Genomic DNA, 22,753 nt, shown 5'->3' on the forward strand with positions numbered 1-22,753 from the left:
GAGGTCAGGCCGCTTGGTTCGCCGGAAGATCGCCGGCCGACTGGGCTGTGTGGCGGCGCTGGATGGTGAAGTCGGCCAGGAGGGCCACGTAGGTCGCGGCCAGCGTGTAGGTGGCTGCTTCGGCGGCGGGGGAGTCGGGGCTGAAGTGAGCGTCGAGGATCATCACGGTGGCCAGGACGGCGAGGATGATCGCGTTGGCGGTGTCGACGCGGGCCCAGGCGGCGCCGGGGCGGTTGAGGTCGCGCAGGGCCTGTTCGCGTAGGTGCTGCACCAGGAGGAGGAAGGCGCCGGCGCCGAAGGTCACCCAGAGCCAGCCCACGTAGTCGTGGGCGGCCACGTCGGCCACCCCGTCGATGAGCAGGGAACTGCCGATGTAGCCGGCCAGGATGGTGCGGGCGAAACCGGGGCGGCGCGAAGATTCACACCTCGAGTATCTAAGGCCTTGTCACCTGGGCCTCGTGCAGCCAGACATAGCGGCGCAGCGTCAGGGGGCGGCGGCCGCCGAGGTCGTCGAGCAGCCGGCGGCGGAACTCGTCGCGGCGGTCGGGCGGCAGGTCGTCGAGGTATTTGCGGGAGCCGTGCGTCTGGAACCACCGCCACAACGTCTCGGCGTCGGCGAGGGGCAGGTCGAGCCGCAGATCGGTCTCCCGCAAGGGATCGAAGCCGGCCTCGGCCAGGGTGCCGATCTCGTCGAACGCCACACCCATGCCGCCCTGCGGCGGCAGGTATCGGGCGAACTCGCCGAACAGAGCGTTGGCCCCGTCGGCGAACTCGAAGCCGTCGGGCTCGCGGCCCGGCACGGTGAACGCGAAAAGGCCGCCCGGCTTCAGCACCCGATGAACCTCGCGCACGACCGCCGCCGCGTCGTCCACCAGGTGCATGACCAGCCCGGCCGTCACCACGTCGAACGAGTCGTCGGGAAAGTCGAGGTGGACGGCGTTCATCAGCCGCACGTCCAGCCCGGGCTGTTCCTGCCGCAGCCGCGCGACCATGCCCGGCGCCGCATCGGTCGCCGTGACGTCGTAGCCGCGCTCCCGCGCCGGAACGGCGATCGCACCGCGCCCCGCTCCGATGTCGAGCAGGCGACCGGCCGGCCCCGGCTCGGGCAGGCGTTCGGCCACGAGCCGCCCGAACCCCGAGAAGAACGGCAGCACGTCGTCGTAGCACCCGGAAAGGCGGTCGAACACATCGATCACAGACTCAGCCACGCCGCGCAGCCTGGCCGCATTCCCCCTTCACCGCAAGGCAATACCGCCCAGCCCGTCCGCCGCTACAACGCGACAGCGGGCGATGGGAACCGCGCCGGCGGCCGTCGGCGCAACCACGCCAGGCCTAGGTCGAGCCGCCCCCGCAACCCCCGCCGCCGCAGGCCATGCCCTCGCCGCCGCCACCGCCGGGTGAGGAGTAGCCGGGCGGCGGCGGGCCGAAGGTGTTGCGGCCGCGGATCGAGCGGCCCGTCCCTTGCAGATGTTGCAGGCAGAGGGCGCCGGGCAGGTCGTAGCAGGTGCCGCGCCCGCCGCAGTCGGCCAGGTAGCGGCGGCCGCCGGGCACCACCAGCTGCTGGTCGATCCGGAACAGCAGCGGCAGGGCGGTGGGCGCGCAGTCCTCGTCCTGCCGGGCGTACCGGAACGTGTCGGCCAGCGCCGCCGCCGAAGCGCCCGAAGACCCAGCGGCGGATGGCGGGGGTGGCGGGAAGGCGCGGCCGAACGCCTGTGAGCAGAAGGCGTCGTAGTCGGCCGACTGCCGGGCCTGCTCGGACCACAGGGCGGCCGCGATCAGCGACGGCATGGACAGCTTGGCCCGCGGGTGGCGGGCGGCCAGGCGGAACCACTGACGGGTCGCGGCCTCGACCTGGTCGATACCGGCCTGGGACAGGCCGTCGTGCTCGGCCGCGAAACGCTGGCGCACCGCCGCCGGGAAGCGGTAGGCGTCGACGGCGGCGAGCCGGTGTGCGGAGCGCCGGTTCCAGCTCATCCTGCGAGGGTCCGCCCGGCCCTCGGCAAGGGTCATCGGTCGTTCGTGCGAACCGTTGTCGGATCACGGACGAAGTGCGGCCCGCCGCCGGCGGCGCTGTCACCCTGACCACCACGCAAGCACACGGTTCGGCGAAGGGGCGGGCATGCCGGAGATCTGGCCGGACCTGTACCGGCGGTGGTACCGCTCCTTCGAGGAGGACACCGACGATCAGGCCGTCTACCGGCCGGCCGACTTCCCTTTCCCGCCCAGCCGGGCGCCGCGGCCGGGCCTCGAGTTCCGGCCGGGTGGCGGCTTTGTGGAGTACGCCGCCGGGCCGGCCGACCGGGCCGCCGCGAGCTCGGGCAGCTGGGAGCCGGGGGAGGGCGACGCCGTCCGCGTGCGGGCCGGCGCGGGGACCCGCGTGCTGCACATCGTCGCCCATGACGAGCAGGTGCTGAGGATCCGCAGATAGCGCGAGGAAATGAGGCCCGATGGACAACGCCGACATCGTCGAGAACCCGGCCCGGCGCCGCTGCGGCGCCGAGGACGTGCACCGCCGGTTGCTCAACGAGAGCCTGAACTACCGGCTGAACCGGGCCGCCATCGAGAACCTCGCCTTCGCCTACGCCACCGGGGAGGAACAGCCCGGCCGGACCGGGGTGGTGACCATTCCGGTGGTCGTCCACGTCGTGCACAGCACCGACGAGCAGAACGTCTCGGACGAGCAGATCGACACCCAGATCGCCGTGCTCAACGAGGACTTCCGCGCGGCCAACGCCGACCTCAAGGGCGTGCCGCCGGTGTGGCAGGGGCTGGTCGCCGACGCCCGGCTCGAGTTCCGCCGGGCGGACACCGACCCGGACGGCAACCCGACCACCGGCGTCACCCGGCGCCGCACCGACCGGCGCTCCTTCTCGGACGACGACGCCGTCAAGTTCACCGCCCGGGGCGGCGCCGACGCGTGGCCGGCCGACCGTTACCTCAACCTCTGGGTCTGCCAGCTCGGCGGCGGCCTGCTGGGCTATGCCCAGTTTCCCGGCGGGCCGCCGGCCACCGACGGCGTGGTGATCACGTACACCGGATTCGGCACGACCGGCACGGCCGCCGCGCCCTTCAACCTGGGCCGGACCACGACCCACGAGATCGGCCACTGGCTCAACCTCTTCCACATCGGCGGTGACGACGGCACCGGCTGCAGCGGCACCGACTTCGTGGCGGACACGCCCAACCAGGCCGGGCAGAATTTCGGCACGCCGACCTACCCGTCGATCACCTGTAACAACGCGCCCGACGGGGACATGTTCATGAACTACATGGACTACACCGACGACGTGGCGATGTTCATGTTCACCAACGGGCAGATCCTGCGGGTCGAGGCGTGCCTGGCCGGCCCGCGCCAGAGCCTGGTGACACAGGGCGGCGGCCACTAGGACGGCGCCGGTGCGGCCGGTCGCGGGCACACACGCCCCGCCTGGGACCGGGCACCGCGCCGGCGCGTCACCAGCGGGGGGCCGGCTGCTGGCCGGCGACCGGCCCCCGAAGGTGGTGGCACCGGTGGGGCCGGGCGCGCACATCGCGCCCGGCCCCACCGACTGTCAATCGGCGGGGTCGCCGGCCGCCGGGCCGGACCCGGCGGGCGGATCACCGGCCGTGGCCTCGCCGGCGGGCCGCCACCGGCCGCCGGGTGGCAGCTCGCCCAGCATTTCCAGCCGGGCCCGGATGCCGCCGTTGCTGCGCCCGAACTCGGCCATCAGATCGCGCGGGCGGGCGCCCGCCCGGTAGCGCGCGACCAGGCGTTCATCGTCGGCCGCGGTCCAGCGGACGCCCTGGTTGGGGTGGCGCTCGCGCTGGTCGGGCGGCGGGCCGGCGGGGGCCGGGGCCGGTGGCGGCTGGGTCATCGCGATGAGGCCGGCCAGGGTGGAGGTGAGCACCCCGGTGAGCGCGGGCAGGTCGGCCGGGGCGATGCCGCCGCTGATCTCGCTCACCACGTGACCGTCGCCGTCGCTGCTGACGATGCAGAGGTCGATGCGGTGGTCGTCGGTGGGGAAGGCGGTGACCTGATAGTCGATCTCGCCGAGCACGAGGCGCCGATCGAGGGTGATGGGGGATGACTGGAGGGCGGTGTCATTCATGACGGTGACCCTAGGGCTACCCTCCGACAGTTTTCGGCGGCGGCGGGCGGGCGGTCTCAGGTGATCCGGCCGGCCAGCACGCGGACGCCCGGGCCGTCGAGTTCGCCGAGCACGACGGCCCGCCCGGTGAGCGCCATCATCAGCGCCTCGGCCGGCCCGCTGACCAGCGCGCCCTCCCCGTACGCCCAGTCCAGGTCGGTGGCCTCGAAGCGCATCCCGGCCGGCCGCCGGCGCGGGGTGAACCCGGGCGCCCGGCCGCCGGTCAGGAAGTCCAGCGACATCCGCAGGTGATCGAGGACGAGCCCGTGCGGCAACCCGAGCGGGCGGCGCATGTCCTGCCCGTGCACCTGCAGGTCGGTGAGCTGACCGGGGTAGCCCACGATCGGCGGGCGGAAGTCGTCGAACGCCTTGCGGCGCAGCGTCCCGGCCAGCGCGGCGGGCGTCTGCCCGGCCACCGCGACGGCCAGCAGCGAGTTGGCCCGGTGCAGCCGGAATCCACTGCGGAGCATCGCCCGCAGCGTCGCGCCGGGCGGCGTCTCGACGGCGGCCACCAGGTGCCCGGCGACCTGCCGGACGGTCCAGTCGCCGCACAGGCTGGGCGTGTCGAGCTGGGCCGGGGTCAACGACTCGACCAGGTCGGCCACCCGGCGCCGCTCACCGGCGATCGCCGTCCGCACCGGATCCGTCACGACGTGCGAAGCACCGGCTCGACCGCATCCACACCGCGAGGCTACATCGATCACCATCGGGGGACGTGCCCCGGCGGGCCGGATCGGGCGCCTCCGCTGATTCGTTTCAGAATCGGGGGAAGGAAGAATCGGTGAAGGTGATCATCGATGGCCGGTTCGTGCTGGACGAGGCCGATCTGCACCGGCGCCTGGCGGGGGCGTTCGGCTACGGTCCGTCGTACCGGCCGGGCCTGAGATCGCTGCGGGAGCGGCTGGCCGCGGGCGATCCGCGCCCGGTCGAGCTGACCTGGATCCACGCCTCGGTCATCCGGATGGCCCTGGGCCGCGACGCGTTCGACGCGTACGTCGCCGCGCTGGAGGCGCTGGAGGCCGCCGACCGGCACAAGCCGTGGAACGAGCGCCTGATCTTCCGAGTGCTGGACTGAGACGAGCCCCGAACCGGCACCCGGTTCGCACCCGAGCGGTTTCTCAACCGGCCCGCCCGATCACCGATTGCTGAGAGTGCCGGCGGGATGCCCCACCGGCGGGCGGGCCCCGGTCGGCATCCCCCCGGCGATCGGGCCCGCCCTGCGACCGCAGCTTTCATCACCGAGACGAGGGCGCATGCCGGCCGAACTGCACATCGGCATGGACGCCGAGAAAACCGTCATTTCCCCGTACGCCGTGAAGGTGCGCACCGGCCGGGCCGTCTGCCACCGCGCCGGCTCCGTCACCGAGGTCGTCCCCGCCGCCCCCACCGGCGTCACGCCGGAGGCCCGGATGGCCACCGCGTCCCGCCTGAGCTTCGCGCTGATCTTCGTCTCGGCCGTTCTCTACGCCGCCGGCGTGCCCTGGTGGCTGCCGTTCGCCGCGTCCGTGGCCGCCGTGACCACGGTCTGGTTGCGCCAGTCCCGCGCCGCGCAGGCCACCTCGTTCGAGATCCCGGCCGGCGACGGCGTCCACGTGCTGGTCACCGAGGAGGAGCGGGCCGTCTTCCGGCGGGCCGTCGGCGTCTCGCGCCGCATCCGCCGCACCTGGCCCGGCCTGCCCGGCATGATCGACCCCGAGCTGGCCGACCGGTCGCTGACCGGCGCCCTGGACGAGCTCGGCGCCCTGCTCGTACGCCGGCAGGAGCTCCGCCGCCTGCGGGCCGGGATCGACGCCGTACGCGATCAGGACGTTCCCGCCGACAGCCCGGCCGTCGTGGCCCTGGCCGAGCAGCGCGAGCGGGCCGAGCAGTTGTGGCTCGAGACCGGTGGCGCGGCCAACCGCATCCTGCGCAGCCTGGACCGGACCGCCCTGGCCGGCGAGGCGTTCCTGCGCGAGCGGGAGATCGGCGAGACCGCCCGGCAAGCCGAGTTCGTGCTGGCCGGTCTGGCCGACCAGCACCCGGCCCCGGCCACCGAGGCCGGTCCGGAGCTGGCCGACCGTACGGCCGCGGTCATCACTGCTTATCGGGAGCTGGCGGTAACAGGTCAGCGTTGATCATCGCGCCCGCCGTGAGCCCGGCCGCGGCCGAGGTGATCACCTGGGCCATCGGGTCGGCGATGTTGCCGGCCACCCACACGCCGTCGACCGCGGTGCGCCCGGTCGGGTCGGTCGCCGGCACGTAGGTGCCGATCCCCATCGGGTGCTCGACGGGTTCGAGCCCGAGCGTGGCCAGGAACCCGCCGCGGGCCTCGAGCCGGGTGGTCACCACCAGGTAGTCCCGCGCCACCAGGGTGCCGTCGGTCATCCGGACGCCGCCCTCCTCGACCGCGGCGATCTCGTCCTGCGCGAGCAGGCGCAGGTCCGGGCTCCACTGCGCCCACAGCCGCATCTTGTGGTCGGTCATCTCCTCGCCCGGCGTCCCGATCACCCCGATCGCCTTGCCCCGAACCTCGTAGCCGTGGCAGTAGGGGCAGTGCAGCACGGTCGAGCCCCAGCGCTCGGTCAGCCCGGGCACGTCCGGCAGCACGTCGACGACGCCCGCGGTCACCAGCAGCCGCCGCGCCCGGTGGACCGAGCCGTCGGCCAGGGTGACCTCGAAGCCGGGCACGGCCGAGACCACCTCGCCCTCGATCACCTTCCCGCCGTACTTCTCCACCTCGGCCCGCCCGGCCGCCCGGAACTCCGCCGGGGTCATCCCGTCGCGGGTCAGGAAGTTGTGGATGCCCTCGGCCGGGGCGTTCCGGCCCTCGCCGGAGTCGATCACCAGCACCGAGCGCAACGCCCGTCCCAGGGCCACCGCGCCGCTGAGCCCGGCCGGTCCGCCCCCGATCACGATCACGTCGTAAGTCATGTCCCCATGGTGGGCACGCCGTGCCGGAAGTGAGAAGGTTATTTGCCATGACGGCAAATGAGGACGTGTTGCGGGAGGTCGGACCGCGGCTGCGGGCGTTGCGGCGGGACGCCGGCATCACGCTGACCGCCCTCGCCGACACCACCGGCATCTCGGTCAGCACGCTGTCGCGGCTCGAGTCCGGGCAGCGCAAGGCGACCCTGGAACTGCTGCTGCCGCTTGCCCGGGCCTACCGGGTGCCGCTGGACGAACTGGTCGGCGCGCCGCCGACCGGCGACCCGCGGGTGTACGCCCGGCCGATCCACCGGTTCGGTCAGACGATCGTGCCGCTGACCCGCAACCCGGGCGGCCCGCAGGCGTTCAAGCACATCATCCAGGCCGGGCAGCCTCAGGAGCCCGACCCCAAGACGCACGAGGGCTACGAGTGGCTCTACGTGATGAGCGGCCGGCTGCGGCTGGTCCTCGGCGAGCACGACCTGGTGCTGCCGGCGGGCGAGGCGGCGGAGTTCGACACCCGGGTGCCGCACTGGTTCGGCAGCGCCGAGGGCCGGGCCGTCGAGTTCCTGTCGATCTTCGACAGTCAGGGCGCCCGCATCCACGTGCGGGCCCGGCCGAAGCGAGATTCATCCGTCTGAGTGACTCGACCGTCACACTCCGAGGACACTACGGTGTCACTCGACATGCGGATCGACACAGCGGTGGTGGGGTCATCCGCCCCGGCGGGCGGTCGACATCTGCCGGGGAACGGTGAGCTGGGGCGCTCGGACGGCACCGAGTGCGTCGGCCAGCCGCGCCTGCACCACTTCGGCGTCCGGCAGCCGCCACCGGGCCTGCTCGGGCGGCACGGCCCAGCGCACCGGCCCCTCCAGCATCCGGCTCGGCGCGGCCGGGACCCACGAGCCGAGCCCATGGTGGACGACGTCCAGCCGTTGATCCAATTCGGAGCGCAGCGGCCGGCCGGGCGTGACCAGGAAGATCCAGCGGCCGGCGGCGGTGACGGCGACGGGCCCGTGCGCGTCGGGCCGCCGGTGGAGGCGTACGGCGCCCAGGGCACGCACCCCGAGGGCGGCCGGCACCTCGAGCGCGTCGAAGCGGCGCCCGGTCACCAGCAGCACGTTGTACGGCTCGTGCCGCCACCACGCCCGCACCCGGGCCGCCTCAGTGCCGGCCGTCTCCTGCCACGAGTCCAGCGCCGGGTGGCACGCCATGATCGGGCAGCCCGGCCGGCCGCAGGCGAAGCGGTGACCGGTCAACCGGGCGCCCGGCGTGACCGGCCAGCCGTGCTCGGCGTACCGCAGTGCGGCCCGGCGCAGACGGCGTCGATCAAGCACCGCCGGCCGCACGAACGGCCGATGGTCGGTCCACCGCATGGCTCGATAACCCCCGATCTAGGTGGCCCGGTTCTATATCAGCCGGAGACGCCGTATCCAAGCGCGACACACCTCGTTTGTTTCGGCAGATCCACCCTTTGCAAGTTGCAAGGAAAACTACGAGCATCGGTTAGCAGGCGATCACACACGTTGTGCGACGTACGCGGACGTGCGCGTTCCAGACTGCAGATGACACAAGAGCTCGCCGGCGGGGGTCGTCGGTGAGCTGGGGGAGGCACCGTGGACGAGCTGCCGATCGGCCGCCGCGTCGCCTATTGGCGCGGTCGACGCAAGATGTCCCAGCAGGTCTTCGCGGACCGGTTGGGAAAGTCCAAGAGCTGGGTCGACAAGGTGGAGCGGGGAGTCCGCCGGCTCGACAAGTTCTCAGTCGTCTACGAGATCGCCGACGTCCTTCAGGTCGATGTCCAGCTGCTGCTGGGCAAGGACGTGGAACGCCGGCCGGAGACACAGAACTGCATCGACCAGGTCGAGGTTGAGGAGATTCGCGCCGCTCTGGAGCGTTATGACCAGATGAGCGCGTTCTTCCAGGCGGTGCCACATTCGCCACCGCTGGCGGAGATGCGCAAGGCGGTCAGCCACGCCTGGCTGACCTATCAGCACGCCAAGTACGGGGTGCTGGCCCGCACGCTGCCCAAGCTGCTGCGGGACGCCCAGGCCGCGGACAGCGCGTACGCCACCGGCGCCGAGGCCAAAGAGGCGGCCCACCTGCTGGGCCAGGTCTATCAGATCGCTTCGTCCGCCCTGCGCAAGGTCGGCGAGCACGAGCTGTCGTGGCTGGCGGCCGACCGCTCGATCGCCGTCTCGCAGCGGGCCGGTGACCAGCTGCTGGCCGGCCTGGCCAGCTTCCGGGTCGGCAGCGCGCTGCTGGCGCTGGGCCGGGTGCGTCCCGCCCTCGAGGTCAACGTCAACATCGCGAACCGGCTGGCGCCCGTGCACGAGCCCGCGCACAAGGGTGAGCGCCTGTCCGTGTACGGCATGCTGCTGCTCAACGGGGCGATGGCCGCGGCCCGGATCGGCGACAGCGCGACCGTGCGCGACCTGCTGTGCGGCGCCGAGCAGGCCTCGCTCGAGCTGGGCGGCGACTTCAACCACTACTGGACCAGCTTCGGCCCCACCAACGTGCTGCTGCACCGGTGCGCCGCGGCGGTCGAGCTGGGCGACGGCCGGGGCGCGGTCGACACGCACGAGAAGATCGACGTGGTCGGCTTCAACTCGTTGCTGCCGGAGCGCCGGGCGCACCACTTCCTGGACATCGCCCGCGGCTACACCCAGATCGGCAACATCGAGAAGGCCAGCGAGATGCTGCTCGAGGGCGACCGGCTCGCCCCGTCCGAGATCCGCTGCCGCCCGCTCGCGCACGAGGTTCTTTCCGACGTGCTCCGCCGGACGCGGGGCACTCCGCCGGCTCCGATAGCGGAGCTGGCCGAGCAGATGGGAGTCGGTGTATGAGGTGGGTCCGGACGTGACGATCGGTAACGCCCTGCCCGGTGTGCTGTACGTCCTGGTCTGCGGTTCTCCGATGGCCCGCGACGTCGGCATCCTGGTCGGCCTGGCCCAGCAGGAAGGCTGGGAGGTCTGCGTGATCACCACCCCCGACGGGCGCAAGTTCGTCGACGTGGCCGCGCTCCAGGCTCAGACCGGCCATCCCGTACGCACCTACTACAAGAGCCCCGGCGACCCCGACGTGCTGCCGCAGGCCGACGCGATGATCGTCGCGCCCGCCACGGTCAACACCGTCAACAAGTGGGCCGCCGGGATCACCGACACGCTGGTCCTGGGCCTGCTGGTCGAGGGCTACGGCTACGGCGTGCCCACGGCCGTCGTCCCGTACACGAACAAGGTCATGGCCCTGCACCCGGCGCTGCACGAGAGTCTGGCCCGGCTGCGTGACTGGGGCGTGCACGTGCTCTACGGCGAGGACGTGTGCCGGCTCGGCGTACCGGGACAGAGCGACCGGTTTCGCAGCCAGTTCCCCTGGCGGCGGGCGCTGCAGGCGGTCAGCAGCCCGGTCAGCATGAGCAGCGGCAGCCGGGCCGAACCGGCGTAGGCCTGTCCCGCCGAACCGGCGACCGCGGCCCGATAGAGTTGGCGGCCGTGACCGACACCGCCGCCACCCCCACCGTCCTCGACGTGGTCAGCGCCCTCGACCGGCGCTACCCGCGCGACTGGGCCGAGTCGTGGGACAGGGTCGGGCTGGTGCTCGGCGAGTTCGAGCACCCCGTCCGGCGCATCCTGTGCGTCGTCGACTGCGTGCCCGAGACCGTCGACCAGGCGCTCGCCGAGCGGGCCGACCTGATCGTCGCCCACCACCCGCTGCTGCTGAAGCCGGTGTCGTCGATCGCGCCCGACACGTACAAGGGCCGCATCATCCACCGGCTGATCCGCCGCGAGGTCGCGCTCTACTGCGCGCACACCAACGCCGACGTGGCCGACCCGGGCGTGTCCGACGCGCTCGCGGCCCGGCTCGGCCTGCGGAATCTGCGCCCGCTCGTGCCCGCGACGGGCGCCGCCGCCGGCGAGGGCCGCGGCATCGGGCGCATCGGCGACCTTTCCGAGCCGATGGACCTGGCCGAGTTCGCCGGGTTCGCGGCCACCCGCCTGCCGGTCACCACCGGCGGCATCCGGGCGGCCGGCGACCCGGCCCGCGTCCTGCGCACGATCGCCGTCTGCGGCGGTGCGGGCGACTCTTTCCTGGCCGACGTGGCCCGGGCCGGCGTCGACGCGTACCTGTGTGCCGATCTTCGCCATCACCCCGCCAGCGAGCATCTCGCCCAGGACGGGCCCGCGCTGCTCGACGTGGCCCACTGGGCCTCCGAGCGCCCCTGGCTGGACGACGTCGCCGCCTGGCTGCGCGAGACGTCCGGCGCCGAAGTCATCGTGTCCGATCTGGACACCGACCCCTGGACCGTGCACGCCAGGGACATTCCCGAAGAGAAGGAGCCCCTGCTGTGAAGGCCTCGCCGGAAGCCCAGCGCCGCTTGCTCGACCTGCAAGCCGTCGACACCGCCCTGGCCCAGCTCGCCCACCGGCGCAAGTCGCTGCCCGAGCTGGCCGAGATCGACGCCGTGGCGCGCGAGATCACCGCGCTCGACGACGAGCGGGTCCGGGCCCAGGTCGCGGTGGACGACCTGGACCGCGACATCAGCCGCTTCGAGAAGGACATCGAGCAGGTCCGTACGCGCAAGGAGCGCGACCAGAAGCGGCTCGACGCGGGTGGCGCGCTGCGCGAGATCGAGGGACTGCAGCACGAGCTGGCCACGCTCAACCGGCGGCAGAGCGAGCTCGAGGACGCCGAGCTCGAGCTGATGGAGCAGCGCGAGACGGCCGACGCCGCGCTGGCCGAGGTGCAGGGCCGGCTCAACGCGGCGGCCGAACGGCGCGTGGCGGCCGAGCGGCGGCGCGACGAGGCGCTGGCCGACATCGCCAAGGAGCAGGAGTTCAAGGCGGCCTCGCGGGGCCCGCTGGCCGCCGACCTGCCGGCCGACCTGGTCGGGCTGTACGACAAGATCCGGACCGAGTCGGGCCTGGGCGCCGCGCTGTTCCAGTCCGGGCGCTGCGGCGGCTGCCGCATCGAGCTGTACGGCGCCGACCTGGCCCGGGTCAAGGCGGCCGAGCCGGACGACGTGGTCCGCTGCGAGGAGTGCCGCCGCATCATGGTCCGCACCAAGGAATCGGGGCTATGAGGCTGACGGTCGAGGCCGACGGCGGGTCGCGGGGCAACCCGGGCCCGGCCGGCTACGGCTCGGTGGTGCGCGACGGCGACGGCCAGGTGCTGCTCGAGCGGCAGGGCTCGCTCGGCTTCACCACCAACAACGTGGCCGAGTACACGGGCCTGATCGAGGGGCTGAAGGCGGCCATCGAGCTGGGCGCGACCGAGGTCGACGTGCGGATGGACTCCAAGCTCGTGGTCGAGCAGATGTCCGGCCGCTGGCAGATCAAGAACGCCGGTCTGCGCCCGCTCGCGGCCGAGGCGGCCCAGCTGGTGGCCCGGATCGGCAAGGTGTCGTTCGAGTGGATCCCGCGCGAGCGCAACAAGGCGGCCGACGCCCTGGCCAACCGGGCCATGGACGAGGCCGCGGGCAAGCCGGTGGCCGACCGGATCGAGCCCGAGGTGATCACCCCGGCCCCGCCGAAGTCATGGGCGCCGCCGTCGCTCGACAACGCGACCCGGCTCATCCTCGTCCGGCACGGGGAAAGCACCCTGACCAGCCAGGGGCGCTACTCGGGGCGCGGGGACGTGCCGCTCTCGGATCAGGGCGAGGCGCAGGCGATGGCGGCCGGCGGCCGGGTGGCCGGGCTCGCGCGCGACGTCACCGCGATCGTCAGCTCGCCGCTGAGCCGCTGCGTGCGTACGGCCGAATTGATCTCGGCCGAGGTCGGCGGGGTGCCGGTGACCGTGGTGGACGATCTGATCGAGGTCGACTTCGGCGTCTGGGAGGGGCTGACCTTCGCCGAGGCGCAGGAGCAGTGGCCGCGCGAGATGGAGTCGTGGCTCGCCTCGACGAGCGTGGCGCCGCCCGGGGGCGAGTCGTTCCAGGCGGTGGCCAAGCGGGTGCGCTCGGCTATGGCGACGGTCCTTACGACGTACGCGGGTGGGGTTGTCGTTGTCGTTTCGCACGTCTCGCCGATCAAGCTCATCCTGCGGGACGCGCTCGCGGCGTCGGACGCTTTCCTGCATCGGCTGTTCCTCGACACGGCCGGCATCTCCACGATGGACGCCTGGCCCGACGGCAACATCGCCGTGCGCTCGGTGAACGAAACGGCGCATTTACGCTGATGTCCATAGGCGCATATTGATTCTGCTGGGCGAGACGTTTAGCTTCCTCGATTAGGAAACTTTGTTCAACGTTTCGCCCACGGAGGGCTCATGCGCGTACTGACTCGCCGTCTCATCGCCGCGGCGGCCATCGCGGCGGTGGCGTCGACGGCCGCCGCGACACCCGCACAAGCAACCGGCAAATCATATGTAAAGGTCGGATACTTCACCCAGTGGGGCATCTACGGCCGCGACTTCCAGCTGGCCAAGGTGCAGAAGTCCGGCGCCGCCGCCCGCCTCACCCACATCAACTACGCGTTCGGCCCGGTCACGGCGGACGGCCTCTGCGTCTCGGCCGACCCCTGGGCCGACTGGCAGACCCCGTTCACGGCCGAGAACAGCGTCGACGGCGTGGCCGACGTCGAGGGCCAGCCGCTGTCGGGCAACCTCAACCAGATCGCCGAGCTCAAGAAGAAGAACCCGAAGCTGCGGGTGCTGATCTCGCTGGGCGGCTGGACCGGATCCAAGTACTTCTCGGACGCGGCGCTGACCGACGCCTCCCGCAAGAAGCTCGTGTCGTCCTGCGTCGACCTGTGGATCAAGGGCAACCTGCCCGGCCTGCCGGCCGGGGCCGCGGCCGGCATCCTCGACGGCATCGACCTGGACTGGGAGTGGCCCGGCTCCGCGGGCGAGGTCGGCAACATCATCCGCCCCGAGGACAAGCGGAACTTCACCCTGCTGACGGCCGAGTTCCGGGCGCAGCTCAACGCCCTGTCCAAGACCACGCGTCACCACTACGACCTCACGGCCTTCCTCCCGGCCGCGCCGGTGAAGGTCGACGCCGGCTTCGAGGGCAAGATCTTCAAGTACCTCGACTTCGGCACGGTCCAGGGCTACGACTTCCACGGCTCGTGGGAGGCCCGCACCAACCAGCAGTCGGCGCTGCGCGTGCCGGCCGGCGCCCCCGACAACCCCGACTTCTCGTCCGAGGTGGCCATCAACAAGTGGCTCTCGCTCGGCGCCCCGCGCCACAAGCTGGTGCTCGGCGTGCCCTACTACAGCCAGGGCTGGACGGGCGTCACCGGTAGCAAGAACGGCCTGTTCGCCCCGGCCACGGGTCCGGCGCCGGGCAAGTTCGCGGCGGGCACCGAGGACTACAAGACGGTCAAGACGCTGCCCGGCTTCAAGGTCTACCGCGACCTCAAGGCCGGACACGCCTGGCTCTACGACGGCACCACGTTCTGGACGTACGACGACCCGGCCGTGCTGCTGCAGAAGTCGCTGTGGATCCGCTCGAAGGGCCTGGGCGGCGCCATGATGTGGTCCCTGGACGGCGACGACGCCAACGCGTCGCTGACGAAGGCCATCGCGACCGGCCTCTGGACCCCCTGATCGACGGTCGGGGGTGTGCCTGACGGGCACACCGCCGACCCGCCCTTCATCGGCGGAGCACCGAGGCGCCCAGGGTCATGACGACCATGAGGCCGACGATCACGGCGAAGGACACCGTCAGGGACGACAGGTGGGCGATGCCGCCGATGATGCCGGGGGCGATCAGGCCACTTCCGTACGCGATGCCGGCCACCCCGGCGATGCTGCGGCCCGGGTGCTCGCTGCTGCGGCCGGCCGCCGCGAAGACGAGCGGCACCACCACCGCGATGCCGACGCCGAGCAGGCCGAAGCCGGCGATGACCAGCGCCACCGGCTCGAGCAGGACGACCATCAGGGCTCCGAGCGTGGCGCAGACCCCGCTGATGCGTACGGTGCGGACCGGACCCAGCTTCTGCACCACCCAGTCGCCGCCGAAGCGGGCCGCGGCCATGCAGACCGAGAAGATCGACACCGTGGCGGCGGCGGTCGCGGCGGGGTGGTTGAGCAGGTCCCGTACGTAGACCGCGGCCCAGTCGAGGCTGGCGCCCTCGGCGAAGACGGCGCACAGGCCGATCAGCCCGATCGGCAGGACCGCCTTCGACGGCAGGGCGAACGCGGGCGGCTCCTCGAGCGACGGCTCCGGCCGGTGCGGCACGATGCCCAGCGACGCCACCAGCACCACGACCGCGAGCACCCCGACGGTGATCGCGAAGTGGGCCGGCGCCCCCAGCCCTTCCCGCGCGGCGAACACGGCGATCGCCGAGCCGCCCAGCCCGCCCACGCTCCACCACCCGTGGAAGCTCGACATGACGGACTTCCCGTACCGCTCCTCGACCAGGACGGCGTGCGCGTTCATGGCCACGTCGGCCAGCCCGGCCGCCGCGCCGTAGGCCACCAGCGTCACGCAGAGCAGCCACAACGTGGTCGGCAGGGCGGGCAGAAGGAGCGCCGACACCCAGGCCAGCATCAGGACCCGTACGAGCGAACGCAGATCGAACCGATGCACGAGCCGCCCCGACAACGGCATCGCCAGCAGCGCCCCGACCCCCGGCATCAGCAGCGCGATCCCCAGCCCGCCGGGCCCCACCCCCACATGATCGGCGATCCACGGCACCCGAGCCGCGAACGTCCCGGTCACCGCCCCGTGCGCCGCGAAGATGGCCGAGGTGGCGACCCGGGCCCGCCGCAGGTGCGGCAATTCGGTGCTGATCATGCTCCTGAGAATAGAGTCGGGCCGGGACTTCGCGAGAGAGGAGCTTCGATGCCGTTGCGCAGGCGTAAGCAGTGGTGGGGGGTCACGTTGGACGCGCCGGACGGGGCGGCCTTGGGGCGGTTTTATGCTCGTCTGCTCGACTGGCAGTTCTTTCCGGAAGAGAACGGGCTGGGCGGGGCCGTCGCGCCGTCGGAGAATGCCGGCTACAACCTCGGGTTTCAGACGGAGAAGAATTACGTACGGCCGGTGTGGCCGTCCGAGGCCGGCCGGCCGCAGATGTCCATGCACCTGGAAATCGAAGTCGACGACCTGGACGAGGCGGTGGCGCACGCCGTCGCGGTGGGGGCGACTCCGGCCGAGTTTCAGCCGCAGGAAACGGTCCGGGTCATGATCGATCCGGCCGGGCATCCGTTCTGCCTCTATCTGGGGGAGTCAGACGAAATTGAAGAGGCGGACGTCCGCTAGGTACGGGTCGGGATCGCGGTCGAGGCGGTGCAGGCCGACCCGGAAACGGGCGTCGTCGGGGGCGGTGAACCCCAATTCGGTGAAGCCGTTTCCGGCGAAGATTTCCCGTACGTCGGACGAGCCCGCGCGGGTCCAGACAACGGCGCCGCCGGGCGTCAGCAGGCTGGGCAGTGCCGCGATGGTCCGGCGGGTGTCCTCGTACGAAATGTTGCCGAACACGCCGCAGGCGAGCACGATTTCGGCCGGGGCGATTTCCGCGTACGGCGTCGTTGTCCCCGCATCCCCGGTGATCACCGTGACGCCCTCGCCGGCCGCCGCCCGGGCCCGCGCGGCAAGCTCCGAATCCCATTCCACCAGCACGGCTCGGGAACCCGGGGGCAGCAGCGGCAGCACATCGCGCCCGTCGCCCGCGCACATGCTGATCACGCGGCGCGGACGGTCGAGGAGCGGGCGCAGATAGCCCCGCACCACCTCGAGCCGCCGGGCCAGGGACGAGCCCGGAATCTCGTACTCGTCATGCCATTTGATCCAGTCGCGGGTCACAGCCCACGACAATAGAGAACGCCGCGCCCTTGGCGGAGGGCACGGCGTCTCCTTGACCCGGGAGCGGGTCAGGTCAGGTCGACGACTTGTGGTCGACCGCGGCCGCCACGTCCTGGTCGACGCGCGGGTCGCCCTCGTCGGCGAAATAGTCGTCCTGGGTGGTGCCGTCCACTCCGTCCGGCGTTTTCGTGGCCCGCAGAATGAACGTGACGATGACCGCCACCAGCAGGTTCACGATGACCGTGACGAAGCCGACGTAAATGGTGCGCTTGGTGTCGAAGCCGAAGTCCGAGAGCGGGAACGCCGAGCCGCCGAAATGCGCCTTGCCGTTCGCCGGGTTCGGGATCTGCCACAGCATCCACATCGACATCGCCATGCCGACGGCCCAGCCCGCGATCAGCCCGCCGCGGTGCAGCCACCGGGTGAACAGGCCGAGCGCCACCGCCGGGGCCGTCTGCAGAATGATGATGCCGCCGATCAGCTGCAGGTCGATGGAGAACTGCGGGTCGAGGAAGACGATGCAGGCGACCGCGCCGACCTTCACCACCAGCGAGGTGATTTTCGAGACGCGCGCCTCCTGGGCGTTGGTCGCGTCCTTCCGCAGATACTCCTTGTAGATGTTGCGGGTGAACAGATTCGCCGCGGCGATCGACATGATGGCGGCGGGGACCAGCGCGCCGATGCCGATGGCGGCGAAGGCGACACCCGCGAACCACGCCGGGAACTGCATGTCGAAGAGCAGCGGCACGACCGTGTTGCTGTCGACCGTTCCTTCCGTCGCGCCGGGCAGCGGCTTCACACCGGACGCGATTGCCGCGTACCCCAGAAGCGCAAGCAGGCCGAGCAGGAAACTGTAGGCCGGCAGGGCCGACATGTTCCGCTTGATGACGTTGCGATTCTTGCTGGCCAGCACGCCGGTGATGCTGTGCGGATAGAGGAACAGCGCGAGCGCCGAGCCGAGGGCCAGCGTGATGTACTGCAGCTGGTTGTTGGCATTCAGGGTGATGCCGTCGTTCGGATTCGGTGACGCCGTGAATTTCGCCTCGGCCGCGTCGAAGATGCTGCCCCAGCCGCCCAGCTTGTAGGGCAGATAGATGACCGCCACCAGGATCACGATGTAGATCAGGGTGTCTTTGACGAAAGCGATAAGAGCCGGCGCCCGAAGACCCGATTGATAGGTGTACGCGGCGAGAATCGCGAAGGCGATGATGATGGGCGCATGCCGCGCGAGCACGCTGTCGCCGGTCACGCCCATCGTTTTCAGCACCGCTTCGATGCCGATCAACTGCAGGGCGATGTACGGCATGGTGGCGACGATGCCCGTGATGGCGATCAGCAGAGCCAGCGTCGGCGAATCGAACCGGGTGCGCACGAAATCGGCCGGCGTCACAAATCCGTGCCGGTGCGAGACCGACCACAGCCGAATGAGGATCAGGAAGAACAGCGGATAGATGACGATGGTGTACGGCACGGCGAAGAACCCGGCCGCGCCGGCGCCGAAGATCAGGGCCGGCACCGCGACGAACGTGTACGCCGTGTAGAGATCACCGCCGACCAGGAACCAGGTGATCCACCCGCCGAAGCTGCGGCCGCCCAGACCCCACTCGTCGAGGTGTTCCATGTCCTTCGGCGCCCGCCACCGCGCCGCGACGAAGCCCATGCCGCTGACCAGCAGGAACAGCAGGGTGAAGATGACGATCTCGGTCACGTGGTCGCCCATGCGGTCACCGCCTCTTCGTCATCTGGTAGACGATCGAGGTGGTGGTCACGCCGACCAGGATGAACAGGAACTGCAGCCAGTAGAACGCGGGAAAGCCCCACAACCGGGGCGAGTCGTGGTTGAACAGTGGTGTCAGAACCGGCAGCACGATGGGGATCAGGAGCAGCCAGTTCCAGGGGCTGCGATCGCTGCGGGCTGCGGGCACCGCTTTCGGCGTCTCGGGGTCCGCCATCAGCCGTACCTCCTAGCAACTGTGGAGACGGTCACAGTCACGCTAACGAGACGGCTCGCTCACAGGCGATCATCGTGCGCCGAGCGGCGCGGAAGGTGCGCCGAACGGCGTACGCGCAGGTGACGCGCTAGCACAGATCGCCAAGATCAGGCGGCTGTCCACAGGGCCATCCGTTGTCCACAGGTCGACGTGTTCGGCGCGCACCCGTCGGTCGGATCGGCCCAGACTCGCAGGCATCAACAAACCGTGAGGAGTTCGTGATGACCTATCAGGATTCGTCCGTTCCGGCCGGCGTCCCGTCAGTCTGGCGGAAGGGCAGCCGCAGCAACGGCAACGGCGGCAACAACTGCGTCGAGGTGGCCTTCCTCGAGAGCGGCGTCGCGGTCCGCGACAGCAAGGACCGTTCCGGGCCGGCCCTGACGTTCACGGCGGCGGAGTGGTCCGCCTTCGTCGGCTCCGCCAAGGACGGCGAATTCGATCTGCCCTGACCACCGGCAGGATCAGGCGGTGTGGGTGGCCGCCGACGGCCAGATGCCGCCGTCGGCGAAGCGGGCGGCCCAGTAGTACGGGTTGAGGTCGAGCAGGGTGCGAGCCGACCATCCCGACGGGCTCTGCGGATCGCCCACACCGACCTGCACGTCAGGCCCCCACAGGGCGAGGCGTTCCTGGCAGATGCCGCACGGCGCCAGCACGAAAATCTCGGTGGCGCCGGCCTCGCGCCCCACGCAGACCGACGCCGTGACCCGCTTGTCGAGCGTGTAGGCCTGGCAGATGGCCCCGGTCTCGTGGCACAGCGTGACCCCGGCGTTGATGTTGTCGAGGCAGACGCTGGTCAGGATCTGGCCGTCCGCCAGGCGTACGGCTGCGGCCCCGCCGTACTGGTCAGCCGGCCACCGCCGGTTCATCTGGTCGACGGCCGCGTCCACGAGTCGCTGATCAAGTTCCATCCGGCGAAGCTAATACATGAGCCTCGCCGAGGACGTCGGCGTCGATCTGCTGGACGGGTCGGCCGTTGGGGGACAGGTACTCCTCGCCCAAGGCGACCAGCCTTTCCGCGAAGTCGGGGCACGTCCACGCCGCCCGCCAGACGAAGGCGTCCGGTTTCAGCTCTCCGGTCAGAACCTTGCCGGCCAGGTGTCGTACGACGATGGCCTGCGCCTCGTGTGCGTCGGGTTCGAAGGGTTCCAGGCCGACGTCGCGCAGCGCCGCCGCCAGCAGTGCGGGCGCCTCATCATCGGCGTGTTTGCGCATGACGCCGGCCAGGATGGCCAGGTCGACGCCGTCATGGCCGGCCACGAGCAGGTCGCAGGCGGCGTCCACCAACTCGGCGGCGTTGGCGCCCTCGACGCTCCACAGTGCGGCGGCAAGTTGCATCCTCGCCAGGGCCTGGTCCGGACTGGTCATAGCTCTTGGCTGTACCACAGATCGCCGGAATTGGGGCGCTGTCCACAGGGCTCCCGGTTGTCCACAGGGCGGCCGGCACAGCTGCGCCGTAACTGGGCCGAGGGGCCGCCGCCGGACTGACTGCGGGTCAGTCCGGCTTCCTCGGTGCCGCGTACATGCCGGCCATTTGCACCGCCAGCTCGACCGCGAAGGCCACTGGCGCTATGCGCACGGCCAGCGCGCGGTGGGGGTGCGCGTGGCCGTCCTGGATCAGGTGGGCGAGCCAGCGCTTCTGAAGCCGGCGGCGGCCGAAGTTGACCGCCATCGTGAACGCGAGCATGGCCCCGACCGCGGCCAGCCGACGCTTGTCCGCCTGCGACAACGCGAGCGGCCGGTCCGCGGGCGTCCCGGCACGGCGGCTCGGCGAGGTGGCGGCGTCCGTGGGTGTCGCAGTCCGGTCGTCTGGTGCGGCGGCGGCGTCGGGTGGTGCGGTCTGGTTGCGCGCTGCGGCGGCGACGTCAGATGGTGCGCTTCCGTCGTCTCGTGAAGGGGCGACGTCGGGTGGTGCGGTCTGGTCGTCGGGTGCGGCGTCGTCGGGGGTCGCGGTCTGGTTCTGCGGTGCCTCGGCGTCGGGTGGTGCGGTCCGGCGGCTGGAGGAGTTGGCTTCCGCCGGGTCGCGGGGAGAGGCAATGTTCGCCTGGTCGCGTGGCGAGGCGGTGATTGTTTGTTCGGGCGGCGAGGTGTTCTCTGCCCGGGCGCGTAGCGCGGCGATGTCCGCGCGGGCCTCTCGGATGGAGCGGCGGACGTCGGGCAGATTCGAGTAGGCGGCGATCCCGGCGGCGACAGTGCCGAAGCGGGCCAGCCGTCTCTTCGCCGGTGGTAGGCCACCGGCCGCGATCCAGGCGCTGTTGACTACTGCCTGCAGAGCAGCCTGACCGACAACGCGCGAATAGGAAGGGCCGGTCATGGGCCGACGGTAGTCCGGCCGGGCAACGAGGTCGGACGGCTCGGGCTGTGAGCTCGACGATCCGCAGCGCCGCAGCTTCTTCAGCTCGCCCTTCAGCGCCGTCACTTCTCAGCACCGCAAATACAGCGCCGGCTCCGCCACTGCCAGCACCAACCGCTTGCCGGCTCCGCCGCTGCCAGCACGACCCCTTGCCGGCGCTGCCACTTGCCGGCTTCGGCGCTGCGGGTTCAGGGGCGGTGGGGGTCGTCGGGGGTGGGCTTGAAGCGGTCGGCCGCGTGCAGCAGCAGTTGGATGCCGAACTCGACCGGGGCCATGCGCAAGGCCAGGGCGCCGGCCGGGTGGCTGTGGCCGGCTGCGCGCAGCTGCCTCGTCCAGCGCTTCTCGAGGTGGCGGCGGGCTACGAGCGTCGTCAGCGACAAGCCGACGCCGATCGCCAGGGCCGTCGCCTGGCGTTTGTCGAGGTGGGCCTCTTGCGGCTCATCGTGCTTCGGCTCGTTCTGCTTGAACATTTCGCGGAAGGAGGACGGGGACTTCGCGTACTCGATCCCCACGCCGGCGACTATCAGGCCGGCTCGGGCCAGGCGGCGGCGGGCCGGGGAGAGGTCGCGGGCGGCTGTCCACGCGCTGCCCATGGCGGCCCGGTAGGCGGCGTTGCCGACGGCGCGGGGGAAGGAGGTGGCGGCCATCTCCCGACCGTAGCGCCGCCGGGCAAACCGGGATCAGACGGCTCGGGCGATGCAGATGCGGGCGTTCAGGCGGGGGCCGGCCTCGTAGAACATGTACTGGACGCCGCCGTCGGTGCCGAACGAAGGGGCGGCGGCGCGGCCGTTGTCAGAGGCGGCAGGGGAGTAGAAGACGCCCAGGTGGTTCTCGCGGTCGAAGGCGTTGCCGACCTCGGTGATGCGCATCTTGCCGTCGTTGCCGTGGTAGGCCACGTACGTCGTGTTGTTGCGCGTGACCAGGGACGGGCCGGAGATGTCGGTCAGGCCGTCGGGCTCGGGGTTGACCAGCGGCGTCTGGCTGAACTGCCACTGGTCCCAGCCGTTGGGCGACCAGCCGTGATAGATGCGGCGCTTACCGGCCAGCACACCCATGTAGACCATCACGTAGCGGCCGCTGTGTTCGAAGACCCGGGCGTACGAGGTCTCGGTGAGGCCGGGGACAAGTCGGGTGCTCAGGATGGGGGTCTCGTCGCGGAACGTGATGCCGTCGGTGGAGCGGGCGGCCCGAGTCGTCGTGTTCTCGCCGTGCCAGTACAGGTAGAACTGGCGAGCCGCCGGGATCCAGGTGACGTGGGGTGACGACACGTGCGAGACGGTGCCGCCGCCGGGCAGCACGTTGTCGATGATCGGGTTGCCGGGGTGCTCGGTGAACGGGCCGTTCAGCGAGTCGGCCCAGGCCACGCAGATGCCGCCGGGCTTCTCGTGCGGGGCGTAGTAGAGGTAGTACCGGCCGCGGGCGTTGCTGATCTTGTCGTAGACGCCGCGGATGCACGGGAAGATGAACTCGCCGGTCGGGTTGTAGCGCAGCGGCAGGGTGAGCGCGTCCCGCAGGTACTTGTAGGTGGGCATGCCGGCCGGGCCCGCGGCTCGGGCGGCGTCCGGCAGGGTCAGGCCGGACACGCCGGCCGCGCCGACCACGGCGGCGCCGCGCAGCAGGGAACGTCGATCCATGA

General features: G+C 71.3%; 29 protein-coding genes. 13 read left to right on the plus strand and 16 right to left on the minus strand.

All coding sequences use genetic code 11. From position 1 onward, the window contains the following. Positions 1 to 4: 4 nt before the first annotated feature. From OWR29_RS28570 to OWR29_RS28580, 3 genes are all read right to left on the minus strand, one after another. Positions 5 to 337 carry a hypothetical protein gene (locus OWR29_RS28570; RefSeq protein ID WP_267566352.1) on the minus strand — a complete coding sequence of 111 codons (333 nt, stop codon included), beginning with the start codon at positions 335 to 337 and terminating at the stop codon, positions 5 to 7. Between the two features lie 97 nt (positions 338 to 434). Further along, positions 435 to 1,208 carry a class I SAM-dependent methyltransferase gene (locus tag OWR29_RS28575; protein WP_267566353.1) on the minus strand — a complete coding sequence of 258 codons (774 nt, stop codon included), beginning with the start codon at positions 1,206 to 1,208 and terminating at the stop codon, positions 435 to 437. A gap of 124 nt (positions 1,209 to 1,332) precedes the next feature. Then, the gene (locus OWR29_RS28580; protein ID WP_267566354.1) at positions 1,333 to 1,974 is read right to left on the minus strand and encodes a UCP032817 domain-containing protein; all 642 of its coding nucleotides are present in this window, start codon (positions 1,972 to 1,974) and stop codon (positions 1,333 to 1,335) included. 145 nt (positions 1,975 to 2,119) lie between these two features. Here OWR29_RS28580 and OWR29_RS28585 point away from each other — a divergent pair, with 145 nt between their 5' ends. Continuing rightward, positions 2,120 to 2,428, plus strand: a complete 309-nt coding sequence (locus OWR29_RS28585; protein ID WP_267566355.1) for a hypothetical protein — start codon at positions 2,120 to 2,122, stop codon at positions 2,426 to 2,428. A gap of 19 nt (positions 2,429 to 2,447) precedes the next feature. After that, positions 2,448 to 3,386 (plus strand): zinc metalloprotease, encoded by a 939-nt coding sequence (locus tag OWR29_RS28590; RefSeq protein WP_267566356.1) that lies wholly within the window; start codon positions 2,448 to 2,450, stop codon positions 3,384 to 3,386. Between the two features lie 165 nt (positions 3,387 to 3,551). Here the strand turns inward: OWR29_RS28590 and OWR29_RS28595 are convergent, their stop codons facing one another. Both OWR29_RS28595 and OWR29_RS28600 read right to left on the minus strand, forming a co-directional pair. Then, entirely contained in the window at positions 3,552 to 4,088 is a 537-nt protein-coding gene (locus OWR29_RS28595; RefSeq protein ID WP_267566357.1) for a hypothetical protein, read from the minus strand. 56 nt (positions 4,089 to 4,144) lie between these two features. Continuing rightward, positions 4,145 to 4,777, minus strand: coding sequence for a maleylpyruvate isomerase family mycothiol-dependent enzyme (locus OWR29_RS28600; protein ID WP_267566358.1), 633 nt, complete (start codon positions 4,775 to 4,777; stop codon positions 4,145 to 4,147). 131 nt (positions 4,778 to 4,908) lie between these two features. Here OWR29_RS28600 and OWR29_RS28605 point away from each other — a divergent pair, with 131 nt between their 5' ends. Together OWR29_RS28605 and OWR29_RS28610 are read left to right on the plus strand one after the other, a co-directional pair. After that, positions 4,909 to 5,202 (plus strand): barstar family protein, encoded by a 294-nt coding sequence (locus OWR29_RS28605; protein WP_267566359.1) that lies wholly within the window; start codon positions 4,909 to 4,911, stop codon positions 5,200 to 5,202. 178 nt (positions 5,203 to 5,380) lie between these two features. Further along, positions 5,381 to 6,241, plus strand: a complete 861-nt coding sequence (locus OWR29_RS28610) for a hypothetical protein (RefSeq protein WP_267566360.1) — start codon at positions 5,381 to 5,383, stop codon at positions 6,239 to 6,241. Here the strand turns inward: OWR29_RS28610 and OWR29_RS28615 are convergent. Then, positions 6,201 to 7,037: an NAD(P)/FAD-dependent oxidoreductase gene (locus tag OWR29_RS28615; protein ID WP_267566361.1), complete on the minus strand. Its 837-nt coding sequence runs from the start codon at positions 7,035 to 7,037 to the stop codon at positions 6,201 to 6,203. The genes OWR29_RS28610 and OWR29_RS28615 overlap by 41 nt on opposite strands. A gap of 47 nt (positions 7,038 to 7,084) precedes the next feature. Here OWR29_RS28615 and OWR29_RS28620 point away from each other — a divergent pair, with 47 nt between their 5' ends. Next, positions 7,085 to 7,672 carry a helix-turn-helix domain-containing protein gene (locus OWR29_RS28620; protein ID WP_267566362.1) on the plus strand — a complete coding sequence of 196 codons (588 nt, stop codon included), beginning with the start codon at positions 7,085 to 7,087 and terminating at the stop codon, positions 7,670 to 7,672. Between the two features lie 72 nt (positions 7,673 to 7,744). Here OWR29_RS28620 and OWR29_RS28625 read toward each other — a convergent pair whose 3' ends face one another. Continuing rightward, positions 7,745 to 8,407 carry a bifunctional DNA primase/polymerase gene (locus OWR29_RS28625; protein ID WP_267566363.1) on the minus strand — a complete coding sequence of 221 codons (663 nt, stop codon included), beginning with the start codon at positions 8,405 to 8,407 and terminating at the stop codon, positions 7,745 to 7,747. A gap of 240 nt (positions 8,408 to 8,647) precedes the next feature. Between OWR29_RS28625 and OWR29_RS28630 the strand changes: the two genes are divergently transcribed. The 6 genes from OWR29_RS28630 to OWR29_RS28655 all read left to right on the plus strand — a co-directional run bounded on the left by OWR29_RS28630 (position 8,648) and on the right by OWR29_RS28655 (position 14,576). After that, complete coding sequence (locus OWR29_RS28630; RefSeq protein WP_267566364.1) at positions 8,648 to 9,877, plus strand: helix-turn-helix domain-containing protein; 1,230 nt, start codon at positions 8,648 to 8,650, stop codon at positions 9,875 to 9,877. 70 nt (positions 9,878 to 9,947) lie between these two features. Continuing rightward, positions 9,948 to 10,475 (plus strand): flavoprotein, encoded by a 528-nt coding sequence (locus tag OWR29_RS28635; RefSeq protein ID WP_498371637.1) that lies wholly within the window; start codon positions 9,948 to 9,950, stop codon positions 10,473 to 10,475. A 47-nt stretch (positions 10,476 to 10,522) separates the two neighbouring features. Then, entirely contained in the window at positions 10,523 to 11,380 is an 858-nt protein-coding gene (locus OWR29_RS28640) for a Nif3-like dinuclear metal center hexameric protein (protein ID WP_267566366.1), read from the plus strand. After that, a complete protein-coding gene (locus tag OWR29_RS28645) occupies positions 11,377 to 12,111 on the plus strand; it encodes a zinc ribbon domain-containing protein (protein WP_267566367.1) in 735 nt (244 codons plus the stop codon). The genes OWR29_RS28640 and OWR29_RS28645 overlap by 4 nt, the downstream gene beginning before the upstream one ends. Beyond that, entirely contained in the window at positions 12,108 to 13,205 is a 1,098-nt protein-coding gene (locus OWR29_RS28650; RefSeq protein ID WP_267566368.1) for a bifunctional RNase H/acid phosphatase, read from the plus strand. Before OWR29_RS28645 ends, OWR29_RS28650 begins: the two co-directional genes overlap by 4 nt. A gap of 90 nt (positions 13,206 to 13,295) precedes the next feature. Further along, positions 13,296 to 14,576 (plus strand): glycoside hydrolase family 18 protein, encoded by a 1,281-nt coding sequence (locus tag OWR29_RS28655; protein ID WP_267566369.1) that lies wholly within the window; start codon positions 13,296 to 13,298, stop codon positions 14,574 to 14,576. 46 nt (positions 14,577 to 14,622) lie between these two features. Here the strand turns inward: OWR29_RS28655 and OWR29_RS28660 are convergent, their stop codons facing one another. Next, positions 14,623 to 15,768: an MFS transporter gene (locus OWR29_RS28660; RefSeq protein ID WP_267566370.1), complete on the minus strand. Its 1,146-nt coding sequence runs from the start codon at positions 15,766 to 15,768 to the stop codon at positions 14,623 to 14,625. A gap of 48 nt (positions 15,769 to 15,816) precedes the next feature. Here OWR29_RS28660 and OWR29_RS28665 point away from each other — a divergent pair, with 48 nt between their 5' ends. Further along, positions 15,817 to 16,233: a VOC family protein gene (locus OWR29_RS28665; protein WP_267566371.1), complete on the plus strand. Its 417-nt coding sequence runs from the start codon at positions 15,817 to 15,819 to the stop codon at positions 16,231 to 16,233. Here the strand turns inward: OWR29_RS28665 and OWR29_RS28670 are convergent. The 3 genes from OWR29_RS28670 to OWR29_RS28680 form a co-directional block, all read right to left on the minus strand. Beyond that, the gene (locus OWR29_RS28670) at positions 16,201 to 16,776 is read right to left on the minus strand and encodes a class I SAM-dependent methyltransferase (protein WP_267566372.1); all 576 of its coding nucleotides are present in this window, start codon (positions 16,774 to 16,776) and stop codon (positions 16,201 to 16,203) included. The two genes, OWR29_RS28665 and OWR29_RS28670, sit on opposite strands and share 33 nt — an antisense overlap. Positions 16,777 to 16,849: 73 nt before the next feature. Beyond that, positions 16,850 to 18,496 (minus strand): monocarboxylate uptake permease MctP, encoded by a 1,647-nt coding sequence (gene mctP / locus OWR29_RS28675; RefSeq protein ID WP_267566373.1) that lies wholly within the window; start codon positions 18,494 to 18,496, stop codon positions 16,850 to 16,852. Between the two features lie 4 nt (positions 18,497 to 18,500). Further along, positions 18,501 to 18,728 carry a DUF3311 domain-containing protein gene (locus OWR29_RS28680; protein ID WP_267566374.1) on the minus strand — a complete coding sequence of 76 codons (228 nt, stop codon included), beginning with the start codon at positions 18,726 to 18,728 and terminating at the stop codon, positions 18,501 to 18,503. A 260-nt stretch (positions 18,729 to 18,988) separates the two neighbouring features. On the opposite strand from OWR29_RS28680, the gene OWR29_RS28685 reads away from it, so the two are divergent. After that, positions 18,989 to 19,216: a DUF397 domain-containing protein gene (locus OWR29_RS28685; RefSeq protein WP_267566375.1), complete on the plus strand. Its 228-nt coding sequence runs from the start codon at positions 18,989 to 18,991 to the stop codon at positions 19,214 to 19,216. 12 nt (positions 19,217 to 19,228) lie between these two features. Here the strand turns inward: OWR29_RS28685 and OWR29_RS28690 are convergent, their stop codons facing one another. The 5 genes from OWR29_RS28690 to OWR29_RS28710 form a co-directional block, all read right to left on the minus strand. After that, entirely contained in the window at positions 19,229 to 19,675 is a 447-nt protein-coding gene (locus tag OWR29_RS28690) for a cytidine deaminase (RefSeq protein WP_267566376.1), read from the minus strand. After that, the gene (locus tag OWR29_RS28695) at positions 19,665 to 20,132 is read right to left on the minus strand and encodes a hypothetical protein (protein WP_267566377.1); all 468 of its coding nucleotides are present in this window, start codon (positions 20,130 to 20,132) and stop codon (positions 19,665 to 19,667) included. Before OWR29_RS28695 ends, OWR29_RS28690 begins: the two co-directional genes overlap by 11 nt. Positions 20,133 to 20,259: 127 nt before the next feature. Continuing rightward, on the minus strand, positions 20,260 to 21,078 hold the full coding sequence (locus tag OWR29_RS28700) for a hypothetical protein (RefSeq protein ID WP_267566378.1): 819 nt from the start codon (positions 21,076 to 21,078) through the stop codon (positions 20,260 to 20,262). A gap of 227 nt (positions 21,079 to 21,305) precedes the next feature. After that, the gene (locus tag OWR29_RS28705; protein ID WP_267566379.1) at positions 21,306 to 21,764 is read right to left on the minus strand and encodes a hypothetical protein; all 459 of its coding nucleotides are present in this window, start codon (positions 21,762 to 21,764) and stop codon (positions 21,306 to 21,308) included. 33 nt (positions 21,765 to 21,797) lie between these two features. Further along, positions 21,798 to 22,751 (minus strand): glycoside hydrolase family protein, encoded by a 954-nt coding sequence (locus OWR29_RS28710; protein ID WP_267566380.1) that lies wholly within the window; start codon positions 22,749 to 22,751, stop codon positions 21,798 to 21,800. Positions 22,752 to 22,753 lie beyond the last annotated feature (2 nt).

This window comes from Paractinoplanes pyxinae (assembly GCF_026626335.1).
Classification (GTDB): Bacteria; Actinomycetota; Actinomycetes; order Mycobacteriales; family Micromonosporaceae; genus Actinoplanes; species Actinoplanes pyxinae.